The 19909-nt window shown below is 67.9% G+C and carries 20 protein-coding genes and 1 pseudogene; 10 read left to right on the top strand and 11 right to left on the bottom strand.

Annotated features, from left to right (window positions below; all coding sequences use genetic code 11):
* Positions 1 to 42 precede the first annotated feature (42 nt).
* Positions 43 to 1170, top strand: coding sequence for a substrate-binding domain-containing protein (locus ITJ59_RS03180; RefSeq protein ID WP_194649670.1), 1128 nt, complete (start codon positions 43 to 45; stop codon positions 1168 to 1170).
* A 67-nt stretch (positions 1171 to 1237) separates the two neighbouring features.
* On the opposite strand, the gene ITJ59_RS03175 is transcribed toward ITJ59_RS03180, so the two are convergent.
* Together ITJ59_RS03175 and ITJ59_RS03170 are read right to left on the bottom strand one after the other, a co-directional pair.
* A complete protein-coding gene (locus tag ITJ59_RS03175; RefSeq protein WP_194649669.1) occupies positions 1238 to 1378 on the bottom strand; it encodes a hypothetical protein in 141 nt (46 codons plus the stop codon).
* 419 nt (positions 1379 to 1797) lie between these two features.
* Positions 1798 to 2967: a hypothetical protein gene (locus ITJ59_RS03170; RefSeq protein WP_194649668.1), complete on the bottom strand. Its 1170-nt coding sequence runs from the start codon at positions 2965 to 2967 to the stop codon at positions 1798 to 1800.
* A 264-nt stretch (positions 2968 to 3231) separates the two neighbouring features.
* On the opposite strand from ITJ59_RS03170, the gene ITJ59_RS03165 reads away from it, so the two are divergent.
* Positions 3232 to 3936 (top strand): hypothetical protein, encoded by a 705-nt coding sequence (locus ITJ59_RS03165; protein ID WP_194649667.1) that lies wholly within the window; start codon positions 3232 to 3234, stop codon positions 3934 to 3936.
* 459 nt (positions 3937 to 4395) lie between these two features.
* Here the strand turns inward: ITJ59_RS03165 and ITJ59_RS03160 are convergent, their stop codons facing one another.
* Both ITJ59_RS03160 and ITJ59_RS03155 read right to left on the bottom strand, forming a co-directional pair.
* Positions 4396 to 5250 (bottom strand): PIN domain-containing protein, encoded by an 855-nt coding sequence (locus ITJ59_RS03160; protein WP_194649666.1) that lies wholly within the window; start codon positions 5248 to 5250, stop codon positions 4396 to 4398.
* 46 nt (positions 5251 to 5296) lie between these two features.
* Complete coding sequence (locus tag ITJ59_RS03155) at positions 5297 to 5581, bottom strand: hypothetical protein (RefSeq protein ID WP_194649665.1); 285 nt, start codon at positions 5579 to 5581, stop codon at positions 5297 to 5299.
* 149 nt (positions 5582 to 5730) lie between these two features.
* Here ITJ59_RS03155 and ITJ59_RS03150 point away from each other — a divergent pair, with 149 nt between their 5' ends.
* Both ITJ59_RS03150 and ITJ59_RS03145 read left to right on the top strand, forming a co-directional pair.
* The gene (locus ITJ59_RS03150; protein WP_194649664.1) at positions 5731 to 6795 is read left to right on the top strand and encodes a hypothetical protein; all 1065 of its coding nucleotides are present in this window, start codon (positions 5731 to 5733) and stop codon (positions 6793 to 6795) included.
* Positions 6792 to 7301, top strand: a complete 510-nt coding sequence (locus ITJ59_RS03145) for a Pycsar system effector family protein (RefSeq protein WP_194649663.1) — start codon at positions 6792 to 6794, stop codon at positions 7299 to 7301. Before ITJ59_RS03150 ends, ITJ59_RS03145 begins: the two co-directional genes overlap by 4 nt.
* A 199-nt stretch (positions 7302 to 7500) precedes the next feature.
* Here the strand turns inward: ITJ59_RS03145 and ITJ59_RS03140 are convergent.
* A pseudogene (locus tag ITJ59_RS03140) lies at positions 7501 to 8022 on the bottom strand (MATE family efflux transporter); the annotation flags it as partial.
* A gap of 104 nt (positions 8023 to 8126) precedes the next feature.
* Here ITJ59_RS03140 and ITJ59_RS03135 point away from each other — a divergent pair.
* The 4 genes from ITJ59_RS03135 to ITJ59_RS03120 all read left to right on the top strand — a co-directional run bounded on the left by ITJ59_RS03135 (position 8127) and on the right by ITJ59_RS03120 (position 11807).
* On the top strand, positions 8127 to 8360 hold the full coding sequence (locus ITJ59_RS03135; RefSeq protein ID WP_323749382.1) for a substrate-binding domain-containing protein: 234 nt from the start codon (positions 8127 to 8129) through the stop codon (positions 8358 to 8360).
* 57 nt (positions 8361 to 8417) lie between these two features.
* Complete coding sequence (locus ITJ59_RS03130) at positions 8418 to 9227, top strand: isocitrate lyase/PEP mutase family protein (protein ID WP_194649662.1); 810 nt, start codon at positions 8418 to 8420, stop codon at positions 9225 to 9227.
* Positions 9228 to 9436: 209 nt separating this feature from the next.
* On the top strand, positions 9437 to 10687 hold the full coding sequence (locus ITJ59_RS03125; RefSeq protein ID WP_194649661.1) for a PP2C family protein-serine/threonine phosphatase: 1251 nt from the start codon (positions 9437 to 9439) through the stop codon (positions 10685 to 10687).
* 67 nt (positions 10688 to 10754) lie between these two features.
* A complete protein-coding gene (locus tag ITJ59_RS03120; RefSeq protein ID WP_194649660.1) occupies positions 10755 to 11807 on the top strand; it encodes a BLUF domain-containing protein in 1053 nt (350 codons plus the stop codon).
* A gap of 46 nt (positions 11808 to 11853) precedes the next feature.
* Here ITJ59_RS03120 and ITJ59_RS03115 read toward each other — a convergent pair whose 3' ends face one another.
* Both ITJ59_RS03115 and ITJ59_RS03110 read right to left on the bottom strand, forming a co-directional pair.
* Positions 11854 to 12807, bottom strand: coding sequence for a nuclear transport factor 2 family protein (locus ITJ59_RS03115; protein WP_194649659.1), 954 nt, complete (start codon positions 12805 to 12807; stop codon positions 11854 to 11856).
* A gap of 44 nt (positions 12808 to 12851) precedes the next feature.
* A complete protein-coding gene (locus tag ITJ59_RS03110; RefSeq protein ID WP_194649658.1) occupies positions 12852 to 13712 on the bottom strand; it encodes an NmrA family NAD(P)-binding protein in 861 nt (286 codons plus the stop codon).
* Positions 13713 to 13803: 91 nt separating this feature from the next.
* On the opposite strand from ITJ59_RS03110, the gene ITJ59_RS03105 reads away from it, so the two are divergent.
* A complete protein-coding gene (locus ITJ59_RS03105; RefSeq protein ID WP_194649657.1) occupies positions 13804 to 14199 on the top strand; it encodes a winged helix-turn-helix transcriptional regulator in 396 nt (131 codons plus the stop codon).
* Between the two features lie 49 nt (positions 14200 to 14248).
* On the opposite strand, the gene ITJ59_RS03100 is transcribed toward ITJ59_RS03105, so the two are convergent.
* Complete coding sequence (locus ITJ59_RS03100) at positions 14249 to 15184, bottom strand: alpha/beta hydrolase (protein ID WP_194649656.1); 936 nt, start codon at positions 15182 to 15184, stop codon at positions 14249 to 14251.
* 126 nt (positions 15185 to 15310) lie between these two features.
* On the opposite strand from ITJ59_RS03100, the gene ITJ59_RS03095 reads away from it, so the two are divergent.
* Positions 15311 to 15724, top strand: coding sequence for a MarR family winged helix-turn-helix transcriptional regulator (locus tag ITJ59_RS03095; RefSeq protein ID WP_194649655.1), 414 nt, complete (start codon positions 15311 to 15313; stop codon positions 15722 to 15724).
* 19 nt (positions 15725 to 15743) lie between these two features.
* On the opposite strand, the gene ITJ59_RS03090 is transcribed toward ITJ59_RS03095, so the two are convergent.
* The 3 genes from ITJ59_RS03090 to ITJ59_RS03080 are packed head-to-tail and all read right to left on the bottom strand — an operon-like array spanning position 15744 to position 19819.
* Positions 15744 to 17009 (bottom strand): lipopolysaccharide biosynthesis protein, encoded by a 1266-nt coding sequence (locus ITJ59_RS03090; RefSeq protein ID WP_194649654.1) that lies wholly within the window; start codon positions 17007 to 17009, stop codon positions 15744 to 15746.
* 11 nt (positions 17010 to 17020) lie between these two features.
* Entirely contained in the window at positions 17021 to 18748 is a 1728-nt protein-coding gene (locus ITJ59_RS03085; protein WP_194649653.1) for a glycosyltransferase, read from the bottom strand.
* A 3-nt stretch (positions 18749 to 18751) separates the two neighbouring features.
* Positions 18752 to 19819 carry a hypothetical protein gene (locus tag ITJ59_RS03080; RefSeq protein WP_228510770.1) on the bottom strand — a complete coding sequence of 356 codons (1068 nt, stop codon included), beginning with the start codon at positions 19817 to 19819 and terminating at the stop codon, positions 18752 to 18754.
* Positions 19820 to 19909 lie beyond the last annotated feature (90 nt).

The following is a 19909-nucleotide window of genomic DNA, read 5'->3' as shown; positions in this document are numbered from 1 at the left end:
TCGAATCGATTCGACCGCTCGTTCCCGCTACGCTAACGGGCGATGGACGAACCGGCAACAGGACCCGGCGCGTCGCGTTCCCGCGGCGGCGCTGCACGTCCGTCGCGCCCGACGCTGGCAGCGGTGGCCCGTGCCGCCGGTGTCGCGCCGTCGACGGCGTCGCTCGCCTTCAGTGGTCTCGGCCCGGTGTCCGAGGACGCCAAGGCCCGCGTACTCGCCGCTGCCGCCGACCTCGGCTACGGCGGCCCGGATCCCCGCGCCCGTTCGCTGCGCCGCGGTCGTTCCGGTGTCATCGGCGTCGTGATGGACGAGCGTCTGAGCGATGCCTTCCGTGATCCGGTCAACGTCCTGACGCTCGACGGCATCGCCGAGGTCGCGGGTGCCGCGGGGGTGTCCCTGTTGCTGGTGCGGAGTCCGCTCGACGACGAGCAAGGTGCTGGCCCGCTGGTCGACGCCCCGATGGACGCCGTCGTGCTCGTCGGGTGCAACGTCCGGATCGACCCCGCCGTCGCGGTGCTACGGCGTCGGCAGATCCCTGTGGTCGCGATCGAGGCGGACGAGATCGAGGGTGCCGTGCCCGTCCAACTCGACAACCGAGATGCCTCACGCCGTGCTGCCGCGTACCTGCAGGACCTCGGGCACACTGCGGTCACGGTGGTGACGCTACCGCTCGACGCTGCTCGTCGGCGGGGCCCCATCGACGACGCCCGGTTCGCTTCGGGCATCGCCTTCACGACGCTCGAACGCCTGCGGGGTGTGCGCCAGGTCTACCCCTCCGCAGTAGCGGTCGAGACGGCGGGGAGTTCGGTGGAAGAGGGGCGCCTGGCCGGCGTCGAGCTGTTCGCACCTGACGGCCCCCACCCCACCGCGGTGATCGCGCAGAGCGACCTGATCGCCGTCGGGGTGATCTCGGCCGCACTCGATGCCGGACTCCGGGTGCCCGAGGACGTCAGTGTCGTCGGGTTCGACGGCATCACGGTGGACGACAGCCTGCTCCACCGCACCCCGATCCGGCACCTGACCACGCTCGTGCAGCCGTTCGTGCAGAAGGGCCAAGCTGCTGCCCGTGCCGCTCTGGCCATGCTCGAGGGGGCGGAGCCGCAGCCGGCGTCGTTCACCTCGGAGTTGCGAGTGGGGGACACGACGGGGCCGCCGCCGGCTGCGCGCTGATCCCACGCCGTCCGGATTCCGCCAGACCGAGGATCCGGCGCACGGTGGACCGGTTCCGTGTGCGCCTTCATCGCCCGAACTTGCCGGTGGTGCGTCTGGACTCCCAGCTGTCGAGCTGGTGCAGCGCGTTCCGGGTATGACCGACCGCCAACATCGCTTCCTTGATGCGGGCAAGCGAGAGGACTTCGGCAGCAGCGCGGTCGAGCATGGACGGCGACCTCGGGAACCACCGAGGCGCCCGCCTCAGCATTGAAGAAGTGGCGGACCGGGTGGGTGCGGGTCTCCTCCTGCCAGCACAGGGAGGTCGGCTAGCGTTCGTGCTCTCCCTCGGCGGCTGCTGGTGGGCCGTCTGAAGTGTCGCTATCGCGAGGCTGTTGCTCTGTGCCGTGCTTAGCATCTTGCACGCACGGCACCGTAAACCAGTGCGACGCTCGGTTCTTACCTCACCGCTGCTCATTGCGGTCTGGGTGTCGATGGTCGGCTGGACGGCGGTCGCGTTGCTCATGGGGCGCTAAGGCGATCGACGAGAGGCGCCCGCATGGGGATCAGCTACCGCACCGTGGCTGAGTCCGTTTACATAGCGATGTGTTGGAAATGCGGATTGGGCGGCTGCCCTGAGTGGTGTGGCTACTCGAGAGCGTGGCGTACCTTTCCAACGATGTCATCTAGCAGGTAATCGGGGTGGACCTCGACCAGGGTCATCCCGTGCGCAGCGCACAAGCAACGCTTCGTAGCGTCGCGCTGCTGCTGCCGCTCGAAAGCCTCCCGTCCGCCGAAGAACTCCACCGGGCGCGAGTGTTGGGCTCCCTGGTACTCGATTGCGACGTTTCGCCCGCGGAGCACCATGTCGAGAGACTGTGGCGCCAGCCAAGATGGCCGTACCTGGTGGTCGATTCGCTCGTCGGGGAACGCAGCGCGTAGTTGATGCAGCAGACGTGTCTCCGACACCAGGCCCTCGCCGACGCGCGGGAGTCCAGCGGCCTCACGCGCACGGTTCTCCGATTCGCGGAACAGGGGCCTGCAGAGCGCTCGGATCACGCCCTCGAAGGCGTACGGATTACTGCGGTTCCAAGCTGCTGGGATGGGACGCTCGTAGCCTGCGAAGCCCTCGAACGCGGTCAGGGGGTACGGGCCGACTGCACGGCCGTGATCGATGAGCTGAACGATCTGTTCCACCGAGTAGTCGGAACCGATCAGGTCGTAAAGGCTCTGCGCTATCGCTTGTGTGGTTTCGTTGGCATGCAGTCGCCTCCAAAAATGCCCGACGATGCTGATTCCGTGCGCGTCGTGGAAGCTGTCGAGCGTCTCCTGAAGGTCATCAAGCGCCGCGTCGAGGTTTTGCCAGCCCGCCTTGGTGATGTTTGAGGATCCCCACCGCATGATCTCCCACGCTTCCGCACGTGGCTGCAACAGGTCGCTGAGACCGACGAAGGCAACGAGCCGTCGGAAACCGTACGTCAGCTTCAACGCATCGGCCCACTCCTCCCGGAGGTAGTGCATGTCGGCCAGGCACTGTCGTGCTTCACTTTGAGCCACGGATTTCGGGTACGCGTCGATGATGCGAGCCACCCCCTCCATCGCCGTCTTGGGTTCAAGGTCCCACTCAGCTAGGAGCTCGTGCAGCATGACGACGGGGTAGCCGAACTGCCCGTCGACGTCGATCGCATCGCCCCGAAGGAACCCTGGCCGGTAGTGCTTCGAAAAGAACGATCTCTGTAAACGGTTCATTTCAGGCAGCTCGTTCGCCGATACCACCTCGAAGCGGTGTACCCGGTGAGAGGGGGAGTCGGTCGTCACACGATGAGCTTGCCAGCGAAGTTGCAGCCGCCGGCGTGCCGTTGAACGATCGGCATCGAGACGGGCCGTTGTGCGCGAATGCATGTCGGGAGTCGTGCTTAGAGTGTTGGTATGGTTGACCAGTACTCCCCCGCTGAAGTGCAGATGCTTGACACGCTCGGCCGACTCATCGCGGCCGCCGGCAGATGCGTAATGAGTATCTAGCAGAAGGCTCTGGAGTTCGAACGCGCAGACCAACGCGTCATCCGCACCGAAACAGACATCGTGGACGACGATTACCCCGACTTGACGCTGACAGTCATCTCCGACGGCGAGCTCCTCACCGCAGAAGACGCCGCGCTTCAGAACCCGAGGGAACAGAGCCGCACCGAACTCGGTCTCGTCCTCAGGAGTCTCTGGAAATCGAGGCGATTCGGCCGTAGCGCCGAATGGATGGATGCCTCGCGGTGGATACTCCACGGGGCCGACCACCTCAGTCGCTACCTCCGCGAGGCGGGGAGCGCGGGTGCCGTGTCGCTTGACAGACTCAACGAATGGTTCGTCGGTGAGCACACGTCGGACTGGCCGCACACGGACTGGGTCGCCGCTCAGCACGCGACCGCGATCGCCGCCGACGCGATGAGCAATGACGCCGTCAGGGTGCTCCGCTCATGGCTAGCGCACTCACAGAACGCGCAGAAGCTCGCCGTCGCAGTGCAGCGGCTCGCCAGCATCGAACCGCAGCCGACGCGACGAACAATCCGTGGCCGCATCGATAGCGCCCACGATCCGATCCTCATTCGGCTCTTGGTTCTCGGACTCCTCGCCAGCGGGGCTCCTGCATCCGCAGTAACCGGGCATCTGAACCGAACATCCTCTTTGAAGCTGCTGCATCGGTACCTGGATAGCCACAACTGGAAACTGCCAAATGTGCCCGGCGATTTCGCCGGAACCGACGGTGCGCAGAGCGAGAAAACGCCAGCGGACTGAACACCTTCGCGTGGGGGCGTCTTGCATGCTCGCGGTTCGGACCGTCCACCCGAACCACCCCTTCAGGTCGCCCTTCATGGCTTCCCGGTAGCCGCCGCCGGAGAAGCGCATCGGCGGGGCGCTCGCGACGGAGACCAGCGCCGCGCTGCGTTTCGATCGCACGCTAGTCGGCCAGGAGCGCAGCCCCTGCTTCCCGGGTACGGCCTGGGACGGATCATCGCTGACGTGTCGCTGGAAGTCGACCACCTCGTGGGGATCGTTCGGTGAGAGCTTCACCTTCGGTGGTGGCGTCGTGCCGGTGGTGCTCGACGTGTTGGAGCGTGTCGGTGGCATCGCTTCACCGCGCGCGTTGGTGGATGGTTCAGGTGAGCGACGGGAACGACGCTCGGGCCCAGGACGGACGCTGGACCCCATCGGTCGCCGCCTGTTGAGGGGATGGGCCTGCGAGGGAGTCGTCAGTCAGCGTGACCCCGCGGTCGCTGGCTTCTCGGTCGTCGGCTCTTCCGGTACCCGAGCCCGCTGGAGGTGTCGGGCGTCGATGCCCGACGATCGGGCCCGCAATTGCATGCTGCGGTCTTGGCTGATCAGCAGGGTGCGTGCGGTGAAGCCACGCAAACCCAGTACTCGGTCGATGATGTCGGCGTCTGCGCGTGGCATCGGCACTCGGTCGACGTCGTCCACCCACACTCGTAACGTGGCACCCTCACCGTCCGGGACGCCGGCGCCGGTCATGTGGATGCTGTCCTGCCCAAGCGGGAAGGACCTGTCCAGCCATCGCAGCACCGCGCGCGCCGTCGCCCGCTTCTGGTTGTCGCTGCCGCGGTCTTTCAACACATCCAGTTCCTCGACCACCTGAATCGGGATAAGCACCACCACGGGCGGACGGTAGGTCAGATCCGCCAGGTCGTGCCAGTCCACCAGCCGCACCCGCGTGCCGTACTCCATGAACACGTTCGTGTCGAGGATGATTGCTGTCCCCTGCCCGGAGTGCCACTTCGACCACTCGAGCTCCAGCTCATCGGCAGCGTCTGCAAGGCCACGGGCGCGAAAGTCGAGCTCCGCGTCGATCAGCGCGTTGTTCGGATCGGTCGAGTGCAGCATCGTGAATCGACTTCCCAGGACGACTCGCTCCAGCTCCCGTTCGGGAAGCAACAGGCTGGCGCGCCGGATAGCGTCGGCACTCCACACACGCCATTCGTACATGCGTCGCGGCGTCACACCACCCCTGCCGCGGATGTTCGAGAGGCTCCGACTCAGGTCGCGGAGCGTCTCAATGACCTGCTGTACGTCGACACCCGCTCGCAGTTTGATCATGCCGTGACGCTTCCGGTCCGCTGCTGCCGCGGCAGTACCATCCTCGTCATCGCTCTTGCTCGAAGATGTTCCAGTGCACCATTGACAGCGCACCGTCGACGGTGGCGTCGGGGTTCCCGACGGAGACTCCGTACCGGTTGTTTTCCCGGTCGGCTTCCGGCACGTCGACGGCGAACGCAACGACCGAGAATCGAGTGATGCCCGCTGCTTCGCCGCGGTCGGTCACTTCGAGCCGCACACGCTGTGCGTGCACCCACACGTCGTAGATGGAAACCTTCGCCGGCTCCTCATGCCCGTCGCGTCCGGCGAAGTAGTGCAGTACATCGTCCATCCCGTCACCCTACCGACAATCCAGGACATTTTGAGGCGACCTCATGACTGGCTTGGAGTGAGGAACACGATGTGGAGGGCGGCGCTTCCATTGAGCTGCGAAGGGGGCAGACGTGTGTTTCGGCCGGAATGGTCAATACGCCGGCCGGCGTGAACGTGGCGGCTGAGGTCCTGCCCTTGGGTCGCTTCGGCGAAGCGACAGGCGGGGGCGAGCCCGACTTCGCGAATGTCGGTGGCAGAGATGAGAATCGATCCACTACTGAACTCGATGAGAGGGGCCGCATGGAAGCGACCGGTTTGTCGCAACTCCTGGATGAGATACAGGGTGACATCGCAGCAGAATTGGCCACGATGCCCAGCGTCGTTAAGAAGGACCCTGCCTCCTTTGATGTGAAGAAGCTGGCGATTGAGAAGCGCGAGTGGCACCAGCTCGATGACGTGGTTGCTGTTGTCGTCGACCTCAAGGGCTCCTCCCGCTTGGGGACGGGCAAGCATGCGTCTTCGACTGCAAGCATCTACGAGGCATCTACCGACAACGCTGTGGGGGTGCTCAAGCATTTCGGTGCTGACTTCATTCAGATCCAAGGCGATGGAGCGTTCGGGCTCTTCTGGGGAGACAACCGCTACGAGAAGGCAGTCTGCGCCGGGATCACAGTCAAAACCTTCAGTGTCGGCCTGTCCGAGAAGATCCGCAAGAGGTGGCCTGACGCTCCAGAAACCGGTTACAAAGTTGGCATCGCAAGTGGGCGGGTGCTGGCTAAGAGGATCGGCACGCCTCGCAACCCCAACGAACAAGAGCCCATCTGGTCGGGGAAGCCTGTGAACTACGCGGCGAAGGCCGCTCAGACTGCTGGCCTTGGGGAACTGATTGTGTCGGCCGACGTCTGGGCGAGTATCGAGGACAACGACTACCTGACTACGACTTGTGCCCACGAACCCGGAACGAAGCCTGTCGCTCTCTGGCGAAACAAGACCATCGACAACGTTCCGGAGGAAGACGACAGCCGCTATGGCCGGGTGCTCACCTCGTCGTGGTGCACGAGCTGTGGCGAGACGTTCTGCGACGCAATCCTTCAGGGCGAGACGACAAGGACGGAGTCTGAGGAGGCGCGCGACGAGTCGATGCGAGCGGCACGCGCTGGCAATCTTGAGAAAGTAATGGCCGACAAGAAGGCCGCAGCGCGGAACCGTCGCACCGGGTTGTCTAACCGATGAGCAAGAAGAAGTCGGAACGGCTCGAAGGTGCCGCCTGGCAGCAGCTCGAGCTGGTGAATGGGTGGATTCGACACAGCGATGCGAAGCTCACTGCGTTGCTCGCACTGGTAGGCATCGCTGGCGGCGGGGTGTACGCGGTGGCGCAGAACGCATGTGGGCGACCTTCCATCCTCGCCACGGCCGCAGTTGCCGGGGCGCTGCTTGCCAGTGCGGCCATATGCGTGGTTCTCGGGTTGATACCGAGACGTCGCTTCCTCGCATCGGACCAGGCCGAGGTGGTGTTCTATCGGGCAGTCGCCTCCCTCTACCCAGCGCCTACCGACTACGCCGCAGCATTCGCAGCTGCCCAAGCTCGCGGCGAGTTGAGCGCAAACCTCCTCCGCCAGGTCGCCATCAACGCAGCTATCGCTGACAGGAAGTTCGTCTTGACGATCTGGTCGACAGTCCTGCTCGCCCTCGCCTTAGCCGCACTTGTTACCGGTGCGACAATGAGCGTTCTCGCGTAACCGGGCGAAGCCGTCCCGAAGTGAGCGTGTGGGGCCTGGGCACCGATGAGCTAGGTCAGACGCGGTGAAGCAACGGTGCCTGATGGTCGGTCGTCCGCCGCGATCTTCTCTCGGGTGGTCCAGTTCCCCCCGTCCCTCACTTCCCGACCAGGGGATTCTCGAATAGCTCGTCCGCATTGATTCTCATTGCGGAGACGACGATGGTCGCGACGACGAGCGGTGTCTTCGTGTCCTGCAGCCCGCGCAGCAGTCCGGTCGAGGCGGTGACGATCAGGATGCCGGGCAGCCCGATCAGCGAGATCGTCAGGTAGGCGGCCGCTGCCTCCGACACCTCCGGCGAGGCGCCGAAGACGTCGACGAGCGGACCGGCGAGCGGCCATCCGACGAGCGCGAGCGCCACCCCCAGCGCGAGCGCGAGCCACATCCCGTCGATGCCCGCGTGCACGGCTCCGCGACGGTCGCCGCCGCCGAGCGCCCGCGCCACGGCCGGGGTCGTCGAGTACGCCAGGAACACCAGCAGCCCGGTCACCGTCGACAGCACGGCACTCGCGAGTCCGACGGCCGCCAGGGGCGTCGCTCCGAGGTGCCCGACGAGCGCGGTGTCGGTGAGCAGGAAGAGCGGCTCGACCACGAGTGCGCCGAGCGCGGGTACCGCCAGCCGGACGATGTCGCGGTCGACCGCACGCCGTTCGGCAGTCACTGCGGCCCTGTCGCTGAGCATCCGGCTCGGCGACATCCTGGTGCGCGCACGCAGCGAGAACGCGGACCCCGTCACGGCGGTCACCGAGGTGCTCGGCGGCACGGTCGTCCGATGCCGGACTCCGGGTGCCCGAGGACGTCAGTGTCGTCGGGTTCGACGGCATCACGGTGGACGACAGCCTGTTGCACCGAACCCCGATCCGGCACCTGACCACCCTGGTGCAGCCGTTCGTGCAGAAGGGCCAGGCCGCCGCGCGTGCTGCCCTGGCCATGCTCGAGGGGGCGGAGCCGCAGCCGGCGACGTTCACCTCGGAGTTGCGGGTGGGGGACACGACGGGTCCGCCGCCGGCTGTTCGCTGATCCCACCCCGTCCGGAATCCGCCAGACCAAGACCGCCTCGCACGCTGGACTGGCTCCGTGAACCACACGACGACAGCAGCAGCCACCCGCTTCCACTCGCTCCATCGGGACCCCGAGCAGCCGCTCGTCCTCGCGAACGCGTGGGACGTCGCGAGCGCCCGACTGATCGAGGCCGCCGGCGCCCCGGCCATCGCCACGACCAGCGCGGGTGTCGCGTGGTCGCTGGGGCGCCCGGACGGCAACGTCCTCTCACGTGAGGAAGCGCTCGGCGCGATCACCCGGATCACCGCCGCCGTCTCCGTGCCCGTCACCGTGGACATCGAGGGCGGTTACGCGGACGATGCCGACGGCGTGGAGCGCACGGTGGACGCGGTTCTCGAAGCGGGTGCGGTCGGGATCAACATCGAGGACGGCGCGTCGGCACCGAGCGAACTCGTCGATCGGATCGCTGCGGCCCGCCGCGCAGGCGAGCGCGCCGGAGTGCGGCTGTTCGTCAACGCGCGGACCGACGTGCACCTCGCTGGGCTCGTCGCACCGGAGCTCTTGCTCACAGAGTCGATCGACCGCGCGAACCGGTACCTCGACGCAGGGGCAGATGGCGTGTTCGTCCCGGGGATCGGCGACCTCAGCACGATCAGCGCGCTCGTCGAGGCCATCAGCGCGCCGCTGAACGTGATGGCCGGGCCGGGCTCGCCGAGCGTCGCGGAGCTCGCCGCCGTCGGCGTCGCGCGCGTGAGCCTCGGCTCCGGGGTCGCGCAAGCCGCGTACGCCGTGGCGCGGCACGCAGCCATCGAGCTGCTGACCGCGGGGACGTGCGACTCGACGGCGCAGGCAGTCGGGTACGGCGAGGTGAACGCACTGTTCTGACGGGTGCGGGCGTCGCCCGACATCTCGGGGACGGCCCCGAACGCGGGGATGCTCGTGCGCTCGGAGTCCTGTTGACTGGGCTCGTGGAACGAGATGCGGCGTCGGGTCCAGCTCCGATCGTGCCTCGGTCGACTATCGGAGGGCGACTCGTTCGGATCCGGGACGACGTCGACACCGGCCCGGTCACCCTGCCCATCGGGGAGCCGGTGGTGGCTCCGCTGGTGAAGCAGGCCGTCGTGGCGGGGCTGATCTCGTCCGCCGCCGTCGCCAGCACGCTGACGCCGTGGCTGCCGGTGACGGAACCCGTCAGCATGTGGACCGGTGTCGTGTGTGCGCTCCTGGCGCTCGTGTGCGCGGGCTTGATGACGCGGTGGCCGCTGCTCATCCGTTGGGAGTTGCTCCTGCCGGCGGTGGACTTCATCGCGGTCGGGCTGCTGCGCTACGGCACGGGGGAGAGCCGGTCGGTGTTCCTGGCGATCGTGGTGTTGCCGGTCATCTGGATCGCTGCCAACCCCGGGCGCCGGCACATCGTCTACCCGCTCATCGGCACGAGCGTCACGTTGCTGCTGCCGTTCGTCGTGGCACCCGGCCCGGTACCGGGGAGCGAGGCCGTCAGGCTGTTAGTGGCGGTGCTGGTGTACGCCGCGGCCGCGACGGTGACCAACGAGCTCGCCCGTCGAGCCACGCTCCGCCTCGACGTCTCCCAACGGCAGCGACGGGTCATGGAGTCGGAGATCGTGCAGGCCGAGCTCATGCAGCAGGCCCTGCTGCCGAGCGATGTCGCGTCGTTGCCCGCGCAACTCGAAGCGGTGGGCATGTGCCTTCCGGCGAAGCGGGTCGGCGGTGACTTCTACGACTGGTTCCCGACGAAGACCGGAGCAGCGTTCACCCTGGGCGACGTGATGGGGAAGGGGGTCGCTGCCGGCATGATCGCGGCCGCCGTGCGGTCGGTGATCCGGAGCACCGTCGACGACACCGACGCGGCCCACGGGCTCCGCCGCGCGGCAGCCGGGATCGCGACCGGCGGCAGCGACCTACTCAGCGCGCGGTTCACCACCTGCTTCCACCTCCGCGTCGACCGGGACGGCACCGCGCAGTGGGCCGACGCCGGCCACGGACTCACCATCCTCCGCCGCGCCGACGGAACACAGGAACCACTCCGATCGGCTGATCTGCCACTGGGCATCGGGACGTCGTGGACGAGTGCCACCACGACCCTGGCCGAGGGAGACGCGATCGTGTCCATCAGCGACGGTGTCCTCGACCTCTTCGGTACCGGTACGGACACGTTCGACCGCTTCGCCGCCCTCCTCGGGGAGCAGACCGCCGCTGCCGCGATCGTCGACGAGATCGCGGCGCTCGCGGCCACGAGCGACCACCCCGACGACGTCACCGTCCTGGTGGTCACGTACCGCACGGCAGCATCTGCCGACGAGGGCGGGGTCCCGAAGGTGGGGTAGCCGTGACCGTGCGGGAGGGCGTTCACTCGGTGGAGAACACACCGCTCGAAGGCACAGGGGAGACACGATGCGTTCGCTCGTCTACACCAGTACGCAGACCCGTCCGATCACCGACTCGGAACTCGCGCAGATCCTCGCGGTCGGGCGGGAGAAGAACACCCTCCTCGGGGTGACCGGCATGCTCGCCCACAAGGGTGACAACTGCATCGGGATCATCGAGGGCGACGACGACGTCGTGCACGCCCGGTTCGGACAGGTCCAGGCCGACCCGCGCCACACGAACGTGCGGGTGCTGCTCGACGAACCGATCGAGCGACGGTCGTTCCCGGACTGGTCGATGGCGTTCCAGGCGCTCGATCCGCTGATGCAGGAGGTCCCGGGGTTCAGCGACCTGTTCGCCGCCGGTCGACCGTCGGATCCGTCGTTCGGCGCTTCGCGGGCGCGAGCCCTGTTGGAGTGGTTCCGGAAGCACCCGCTGAGTCCGCTGACGAACCAGCAGACCATCGACGACGACGCGCCGCGGACGCGCGCGATCAACGGTGCGATCACGGCGATCCACGACGGGGGTGTTTCCCGGTTCTCGCTCGATGCGGTCGCCGCGCACTGCGGGATGCGTGTCGAGGACATCTCGGCGCTGTTCCCGTCGGAGCAGGCCCTGCTGGCGGCCGCGGTCATGCGGTGGACACGGGCCGTCTCGGCGCCGCTCGCCCCGCTCGCGGCCGAGAAGGGCACCGTGGCGTACCTGCATGCGCTCCTCGTCGCGCACGCCGAAGAACCTGCTCTGATGCGCCTGGTCGCGTCGAGCCTGGTCACCGCGACCGACCCGACCGCGGACGGAGCGGACTACTACCGGTCGGCGTACCTGCAGTTCCGCGAGACGATCCGCACGGCGCTGACCGGGGATGTGCAGGCCGGTCGGGAACCGATCACGATGGACCCGATCCGGGGCGCCCAGCAGCTGCTCGCGCTCTACGACGGGCTGCGCCTGCAGTCGCTCCTCACCCCGGACACCGACGTCGTCGACGCCTTCGACCGCGCAGCTGCACGGATGCGCCGGGGTTGGTCGGAGCAGTACGAACAGCCCTCGTACTGGGACATCCCGGTCGCCCAGGGGTACTGAACGACCAGCTGTCTCGCCGACCCCGACCCCGGCGCGCCCTGCATGACTAGTTGGTGGGGACCACGTCCCAGTGCTCGCGGATCAGGCCACCGTCGACGCGGAACAGGTCAGCAGCGAGCAGCGGGTCTCCGGGCTTCGCTCCGACCGCCTGGGAGAAGGTCCAGACGATGTCGCCGTCGGAGAGCGAGATGACGGACTGTTGTGCCGGGAACTGCGCACCGCTCCCGAACAGCTGCTTCAGCGCCGCCGTCCCGTTCGGCGCAACGGAGTTGTGCTGCAGGTACGCGGGGTCGAAGGCACGGTCGAGGATCGATGCGTCGTGGTCGCGGAACAACGTGTCGTACGCCGACACCGCGAGGATCCGATTGCGTTCTTCTCGACGTTCCGTCGGCGCAGAGGTCGGACGGGCCGGCCGGTAGAGGTCGCTGAACATGGTGTTCGTGTTCCCGCTCGCCGGTGTGCCGGTGGGGATGGACTGCTCGAGCGACCAGTGCTCGACGACCCTGCCGTGCTGGAGGCGGAACAGGTCGACGGCGGCATCGCCGCGACGTTCATCGCGCGGATCGGGAGCGATCTGCCAGTGCACCGCGACGAGGTCGCCGTCGGCTGCGAGGTGCTTGATCACTGCCTGAGCCCCGGGAACGCGGGTCCGGTCCGCCGAGAACTGGCTCAGGAGTCCCTTCGGGCCGGTGGCGGTGCCCGCGCCGTGCGTGACCGCGGTCGAGGAGACGAGGCGGGCCGCGAGCTGCCGGGAAGACCTGCTGGCGGGGTCGGTGAAGGTCTGGGTCAAGAGCGTCCGGACGATGCAGGCATTGTGTTGTTCGGTGGCGGTGTCCTGCCGGTCCGCTGCGGTGGTCGCGCTCGACTGCTGTCGTACCGCCGGAGCAGCGGCTGCCGGTGCGGAGACGACGAGTCCGCTGAGCAGGGCGGCTCCGGCCAAGACGGCCGTGCCGCGGGCGATGCGGCTGGACCGTGCTCGTGTGATCAGGTCGGTGTGCATGGTGTTCTCCTGTTCGTGTGTGGTCTGACGGAACTGGATGGGGGTCAACGCGCCGCGGTGGCGGCGAGGCCTGCGGCGAGCGTGGTGGTCGGCCGGCCGATGAGCGCCCTGAGTTCCCCGCTGGTGTGGGCGAGCAGGTCGTCCCGGATGCCCGCATCGAGCGCCACCAAGAAGCCGACCGTGTCCTCGTCGAGCCCTGCGCCTCGGAGGAACTCGGCGTGTTCGTCCGGGCTGAGCGCTCGGTAGCGCACCGGCGACCCGATGAGGTCGGTGAGGACGCTCGCGAGTTCAGCGTGGGTCCAGGCGGTGTCGCCGGAGAGTTCGAACACGCGCCCGGCGGTCGTGTCGTCGAGCGCCACGACCGCCGCGGCTTCCGCGAAGTCACGGCGACTCGCGCTGGCGACTCGGCCCTCCCCGACACTCGCCACGAGCATGCCGCTCTGCCGTGCGATGTCGAGGGCGGTCGCGTAGTTCTCCGTGTACCAACCGTTCCGGAGGATCGTGGCGGGGACACCGGATGCGGCGATGGCCTCTTCCGTGGCCTTGTGCTCAGGGGCGAGGACCAACGTCGAGCGACTGGCGTCCAGGACGCTCGTGTAGATGATCCGACCTGCGCCGGCCCGTGCCGCGGCGTCGATCACCGCGGCGTGCTGGGCCACGCGCTGCCCGACGGCATCACTCGAGATCAGGACGACGACGTCGCCGGCACCGATGACGTCGGCGATCGTGTTCGGACGGGAGTAGTCGAGCACGGCGGTCCGCACGCCCGACGCTGCGAGGTCCGCGATCCTCCCGACGTCGCGCGAGGTGGCGACCACGGATCCCGGAGCGGCGCCGCGTTCGATGAGGGACTCGACCACGAGACGGCCGAGGTGGCCTGAGGCTGCGGTGACGATGATGGACACGTGGGCTCCTTCAGCAGGGTTCAGCGGATGAAGGCAGCATCGCAACGAACCGTCCTGAGCGCAGGTACGCACCTTTTTGTAAGGTACTCACATGGACGTCGGAATCGTGGAACCGCCTGCACCTCCTGCTGGGAACACGGGCACCGCGCCGCAGTTCCCTGCGGCGTGTCCTAGCCGAGTCGTGCTCACGCACGTCACGAGCCGTTGGGGAGTGCTCGTGCTCCTCGCGCTCGAACCGGGCGGCAAGCGCTGGGGCGAACTCCGGCGCACCATCGAGGGGATCAGCGAGAAGATGCTCGCCTCCACCCTCCGGACGCTCGAGCACGACGGCATCGTGCGACGAGTCGCTCAGCCGACGATCCCGCCACGAGTCGACTACTCACTCACCGACAGTGGCGCCGAACTGGCCACTCGACTCGTTCCCCTCATGGACTGGATCGTGGAGCATGCCGACAGCATCGTCGGTGGCCCCACCGAGGACGACTGACGACCGTCGGTCCTGCGTGAGCTGCGACTCGTGGCGGCTCACGAACGGTTCAGCCGGCGAGGTGTTGCTGGAAGAAGACATCCAACGTGCCGACTGCTTCGTCGACGTACTCCGGCTCGTCGTACAGCTCGTAGTGGCCGGCGCCGTCGATGACGTGGAGCCCGACGGCATTCGGTGCCTTCTCCCACAGGGTGAGACCGTCTGAGTACGAGAACGTGGTCCCGAGGCGGCCGCCGACGATGACCTGCAGGGGCTGGGTGAGGAGTTCGTCGACGAGGTTGAAGGCGTCGTAGCCGAGGATCATGGCGTCGCTGGTGAAGGAGCGGCGGTTGGTGGAGTGCTCGTCGTGGCCGCGCGGAGTCCGGTAGAACCGCACCGCCTGGAGCGTGTCGACGTCCGTGATGCCGAACGCCGCGGCTTGTTCCTCGGTGTCGGGGAGCCAGGTGTTGCGGTCGATGTCCTCGCCAGCGGCTGCGGCGGTGCGCTTGCGGCCGACAGCGTCGATCATGGCGATCGCGGAGCCCTTCGACGAGGTGTCGGCCTGGCGGAACGCTCGACCGATGTTGACGGGCACGACCGTGCCGAGCGCCTTGATGCGGTGATCGGTCATGGACGCACCGACCGCGTAGCCGCCGCCGGCACAGATGCCGAGCGCGCCGATGCGGGAGTCGTCGACGTACGACAGCGTCGTGAGGTGGTCGACGGCGAACCGGATGTCGTCGATCCGCGCAGCCGGGTTCTCGAGGTCGCGCGGCTGGCCACCGCTCTGGCCCTGGAAACCCGGGTCGAAGGCGATGGTGACGTAGCCGCGGTCGGCGAGGCGGCGGCCGTAGTTCGCGCCGATCTGCTCCTTCACGCTGCTGCCGGGAGTTGCGATGACGACCGCCGGGTAGGTGTGGTCCTCGCTGAAGCCATCCGGCAGGTGCAGCTGCCCGGCGAGGTCGAAGGTGTCGTTGGAGAAGACGGTGTCGCGCGTGGTGGACATGGAGGTCGATCCTTCCGAGGGGTCGAACGCCCTGCAGTAGACTGTTCGCCGAACAAGGTTGTCCGAAATTACGAACGTTCCGTTTGGAACTAGTACAGAAATGTACCACTGCTGATCGGAGGCTCCATGCACGACTCGAGCGCGGCCCGGATCTGGTCGTTGAACCACCGGGTACTGACCCGGGTGATGAACGACTGTGCTCCGGAGATCGAGGCGCTCGGGCTGGAGGCGAAGGAGTTCTTCGTCCTCGGCGAGATCGACGGCTGCCCCTACCCCGCCGAGCTCGCCGTTCGGCTCGTCCTGCCCAAGCCCAGCGTGACCGTGTACGTGAAGAACCTCGAGGCGAAGGGCTTCGTCCGCCGGGACATCGATCCCACCGACCTCAGGCGGCACCGCTTGGCCGTCACCCCCCAAGGCGTGCAGACCCTCGACAAGGCGCTCGAGGTCCTCTCCGCGAAGTTCGACGAATGGCTCGTGCGTCTCGACACGGACGAGCAAGCAGAGCTCCAGCGACTGCTCGCGAAGCTCCTCAGTGAGTGAAGGACGCCGCCCGGCGATGTCACCACCCCGTCGAAGCGTGGGATGACGTGCGGGTGGTCGCGGAAGACGGCCCGCCCCGCCGTTGCACCCCGAGACCGATCACGGCGATCAGGTTCACCGCACTCCCCACCAAGAACCCCGTCGTCCCACCAGCGACTCCCGCAACGGGCCCGAGCACGGCCATGAGCACCGCCCCGACGACGAACCCGGCGACCGACGCCAGCGCGACCTGCCGTGACCGCCCCGACGCGAGCAGCAGCGCCGCGGGGACGAGCCCGACGGTGAACACCCAGACGCCGACCATCAGGTACCGCAGGTCGGCGACGGCAGCGGTGCCCTCGGCTGGGTAGACGATCGGCAGGAACCACCCGGCGAGCAGCGCCACCAGGCCGAACACGACCGCGGACCCAGCGGCGAACCCGACCACGAGCAGCAGCGCCCCACGCGATCGCAGCGATCCGCCGTCGCTCCGGTGCGCGAACGCCGGCACGAGCACCTGCCCCAGCGCCTGTCCGAGCATCGACGCCGGAGTCGCCAGGGTGAAGGCAGCGGCGTACACACCGGCTTCTTGGGCCGAGGACGTCACCTGCGCCGAGATCATCGTCAACTGCAGCAGCCCGTTCGAGGTCACCACCGCCAGGACGTTCCACGCCGCGAACCCGAGCACCCCGGCCGTCGGTTCCGACTCGCCTGGGAGCGCGTTCCCCCGCGGCCAACACGCGATCGCGAACACCGTGTACCCGATCGCGAGCGGCAGCAGCACGAAGGGCTCGAGCCGGGCGACGCAGGCCACCACGAGCAACCCGAGCGCCAGCACGCTCGTCACCGAGTCCCAGAGCGCGACCCGTGGCGCCCTGCCGTACCCGAGCTGCGCGCCGCGGGCGTAGCAGTACAGGCCGTAGCCGACGACGACCGCGGCCCCGCCGAGCACCATCCCGGGGCCGTTGCCCCAGGCCAGCGCGACCGGCACGGTGACCGCCGCGAGCACCGCGGTCGACACCAGCATCGACAGCCCGAGCAGCCGGTTCACCGCGGCGTCCGACCGCCGGCCCCGCAACGCGATCGCCAGGTACCGCGACGCGGTGTTGCCGGCGGCGTTCGGCCAGAGCAGGGCGACGAAGACCGAGAGCGACAGCAGCGCCGTGGTCTGCCCGAGGGCCTCGGTGCCGAACACCCGACCGACGACGACGGTCACGAGCAGCTTCGCGACGCCCTGCACCCCGATGCCCGCGGTGGCGAGGACGGCCGACGACGCGACACCGCCTGTGGTCGGACGGCCGCTCACGACCGGAACACTCACGCCGGACCGCCGGGAGCACTCTGGTTCGTGAGCCCGTGGTTGGTCTTCTCCCAGTAGTGCGGCTTGGTCAGGAGCTGCCACAGCCCCTTGTAGGCGGCGATCGAGTGCAGCGTCCAGTAGACCGGGTTCAGCAGTGACCACAGCATCAGGTGGAACGTGCCGCGCTTGAAGGGACCCATCATCGACAGGTAGATCATCACGGCGTTGCCGATCAAGAAGTTGAACAGGCAGATCCACAGCACCCACGCCGGGAACACCGACGAGACCGCGTCAGCGGGCAGGATCAAGGTCACTGCGGTGACGGCGTAGAACGGCAGCACGCACAGGAACGTGGCCGGGGTGCCGGCGATCAGGAGCGTGAACGCGGCGAAGCGTCGGAGTCCGACCTCGCCGATCAGCGCGAACGGACGGCGGGCGTGGACGAGGCTGGTCTGCATGTAGCCCTTGATCCACCGCGAGCGCTGGCGGATGAAGTTCGGGATCGACGTGTTCGCCTCTTCCATGGTGGTGGAGTTGATCACCCCGACGCGGTAGCCCACGGCGCTGGCACGGATCCCGAGGTCGGCGTCCTCGGTGACGTTGTAGGGGTCCCACCCGCCGAGCTCGATCAACGAAGCGGTCCGGAAGTGGTTCGATGTGCCGCCGAGGGGGATCGGGAGCGACTGGTGGTCGAGCCCGGCGAGCATGTAGTCGAACCAGTACGAGTACTCGAGGGTGAACATCCGTGTCAGGAAGTTCTCGCGGGCGTTGAAGTAGTTGAGCGCCGCCTGTACGCAGACGGTGTCCTCGCCGCCGCGCTCGAAGGCGATGAGCGCCTTCTTCAGCTGGTCCGGATCGGGGGTGTCCTCGGCGTCGTAGATCACCAGGTACTCGCCTGTCGCCAGGTAGAGGCCGACGTTGCAGGCGCGGGGCTTGGTCTGCGGCTGCCCGGCGGGGACGACGACGACGTGGAAGTGCGCGGGTGCCCCGGCAGCGGTGATGGCGTCGCGGGTGGCCTGGTCCTCTTCCTCGGTGAGGATGATCACCTCGAGCTTGTGGACGGGGTAGTCCAGACCGCCGAGGTTGTCGATCAGCTGCGCGACGATGTTCGCTTCGCGGAAGACCGGGACCAGCACCGTGTAGACGGGCAGGTCGGCGTCGTCGAGCGCCGCGACCTCGGAGTCGGTGATGCGTTCGACGACGTCGTAGCGCGCGCCCTGGATCGAGACGATGAACTTGAAGGCGGTGCCCGCGAGGAAGACGAGGCTTGCGGTGACCAGCGCGATGATCGCCGTCACCCGCGGCCACAGGATCGCGCTGATGACGACCGCCGCGACCACGACGACACCACCGACCCGCTGGCCCCGCGAGAACACCGTCTGCCCGGACAGTGCCGGGTTGCGGTCGTGGAGCTCGTTCGCGGCGGCATCGGCGATCGCCGTCCGGTACTGCCGCAGCACGACCTGGCGGATGGACCACTGCGAGACCTGGACGAACGTGACGGGGCCGCCCAGTTCCTCCTGGAGGGCATCCCGCAGGGCGGCGTCCTCGGTGCGAGCCGCGCTCGCGACGAGGACGCTGCCGTCCGTCAGTCGGCGGACCGGCAGCCAGTCCTCGGCGAGGTACCGCTGCCCGAGTCCCTGCTGGAGGAGACCTCCGGCGGTGACCGTTTCATCCAGAGCGGACTGCTCCGCGAACGGCACGTCGATCGCGTGCCGTGCGGAGGTGCTCCCGTCGTCGGCCATCCGTCAGCTCCATCCGATCGATCGTGCGATGGCGCCCATCCACTCGAGCGTGGCCGGGCGGTTGCCGGCCGACGCCCAGGCGATCACGATCTGGAACCCGCCGACGGCGGTGATCCAGGCGCTGGTGCGGACCGTGCGCGCGGCGGGGAGGATCGCGATCGCCATCATCGACATCACGAGGTACACGTTGCCGGCGGAGTTCGTCGCGACCAGTCCGCCGATGAACCCGAAGATCAGCGCGGCGAACACGAACACACCGATCAGGATGGACCCGGGTCGGCGTGCGAGCAGGGCCAGGGCGGCGCCGCTCGCGACCGGGGCGACGAGGAGCAGACCGTCGGCAGTGGTGAACAGGTACGGCACGATCGCCCACCGCGCCGGGTCGTAGTGCACGACCGACCGGAACACCGCGAACGGGTCGTCGAGGAACACCAGCTGCAGGAACATCACCGACAGGAAGACCGCGATCGTCGGGAACAGCACGATCAGCACGTTCGAGGACCGGGCACCGGCCTGCCCGCGGCGAGCAACCACGAGCAGCGGGGCGGTCACCGCGACGACGACCACGAGGATGAGTCCGGACGCGTCCGCGAGCGCGGAGAGCATGAAGAGGATGCCGGACTCGAACCCGGCCTTGGTGTTCCGGCCGGTGATGAACCGGACCATGTTGACGGTGCCGACGCCGAAGAGCGCGATGCTAAGGAACGCCTCGAAGTTGCCGGTGGCGGTGTAGGCGAAGAGGGGGTTCCCCGCGACGGCGGTGAGGAAGACCAGGATCGTCCACCAGCGGAAGCGACGGTGCACCATCACCTCGAGCAGCTGCTGCAGGAGCAGCCCGGCGACCAGGGCCCCCGCGATCCCGAGGCCGAAGGATCCGCCCGGGATCAGTCGCACCAGCACCGTTCCCAGCGGCGGGTACAGGTCCCCGACCCAGGCCGCGTCGGCTCGGTCCCACGGCACCCCCGCGACTCGAGCGACCGACGACGCGTTGACCGTCGCCGCCGTGACCGCCGGCGCCGCACTGGCCAGCGCGATCACGACGAACGGGACGGCGAACGCCAGGCGGACCAACCACCGGGATCCCGCCCGCGACGGGAACGGCTCGAGCTGCGAACGGGTCCTGCCAGCAACACGATCAGCCGCGACACGACTCCGTAGTGT

The organism is Curtobacterium sp. VKM Ac-1393 (assembly GCF_015350995.1).
Lineage (GTDB): Bacteria > Actinomycetota > Actinomycetes > Actinomycetales > Microbacteriaceae > Curtobacterium.
The sequence above is the reverse complement of the archived record's forward strand: the minus strand, read 5'-3'. Positions and strand labels throughout refer to the sequence as shown.

What these genes read in the sequence shown, in the direction of transcription:
- ITJ59_RS03115 (WP_194649659.1), bottom strand. Translation starts at nt 12,807, where the DNA reads ATGCACACCGACCTGATCACACGAGCACGGTCCAGCCGCATCGCCCGC.
- ITJ59_RS03175 (WP_194649669.1), bottom strand. Translation starts at nt 1,378, where the DNA reads ATGCTCGACCGCGCTGCTGCCGAAGTCCTCTCGCTTGCCCGCATCAAG.
- ITJ59_RS03105 (WP_194649657.1), top strand. Translation starts at nt 13,804, where the DNA reads ATGGACGTCGGAATCGTGGAACCGCCTGCACCTCCTGCTGGGAACACG.
- ITJ59_RS03120 (WP_194649660.1), top strand. Translation starts at nt 10,755, where the DNA reads ATGCGTTCGCTCGTCTACACCAGTACGCAGACCCGTCCGATCACCGAC.
- ITJ59_RS03095 (WP_194649655.1), top strand. Translation starts at nt 15,311, where the DNA reads ATGCACGACTCGAGCGCGGCCCGGATCTGGTCGTTGAACCACCGGGTA.
- ITJ59_RS03085 (WP_194649653.1), bottom strand. Translation starts at nt 18,748, where the DNA reads ATGGCCGACGACGGGAGCACCTCCGCACGGCACGCGATCGACGTGCCG.
- ITJ59_RS03180 (WP_194649670.1), top strand. Translation starts at nt 43, where the DNA reads ATGGACGAACCGGCAACAGGACCCGGCGCGTCGCGTTCCCGCGGCGGC.
- ITJ59_RS03145 (WP_194649663.1), top strand. Translation starts at nt 6,792, where the DNA reads ATGAGCAAGAAGAAGTCGGAACGGCTCGAAGGTGCCGCCTGGCAGCAG.
- ITJ59_RS03160 (WP_194649666.1), bottom strand. Translation starts at nt 5,250, where the DNA reads ATGATCAAACTGCGAGCGGGTGTCGACGTACAGCAGGTCATTGAGACG.
- ITJ59_RS03100 (WP_194649656.1), bottom strand. Translation starts at nt 15,184, where the DNA reads ATGTCCACCACGCGCGACACCGTCTTCTCCAACGACACCTTCGACCTC.
- ITJ59_RS03155 (WP_194649665.1), bottom strand. Translation starts at nt 5,581, where the DNA reads ATGGACGATGTACTGCACTACTTCGCCGGACGCGACGGGCATGAGGAG.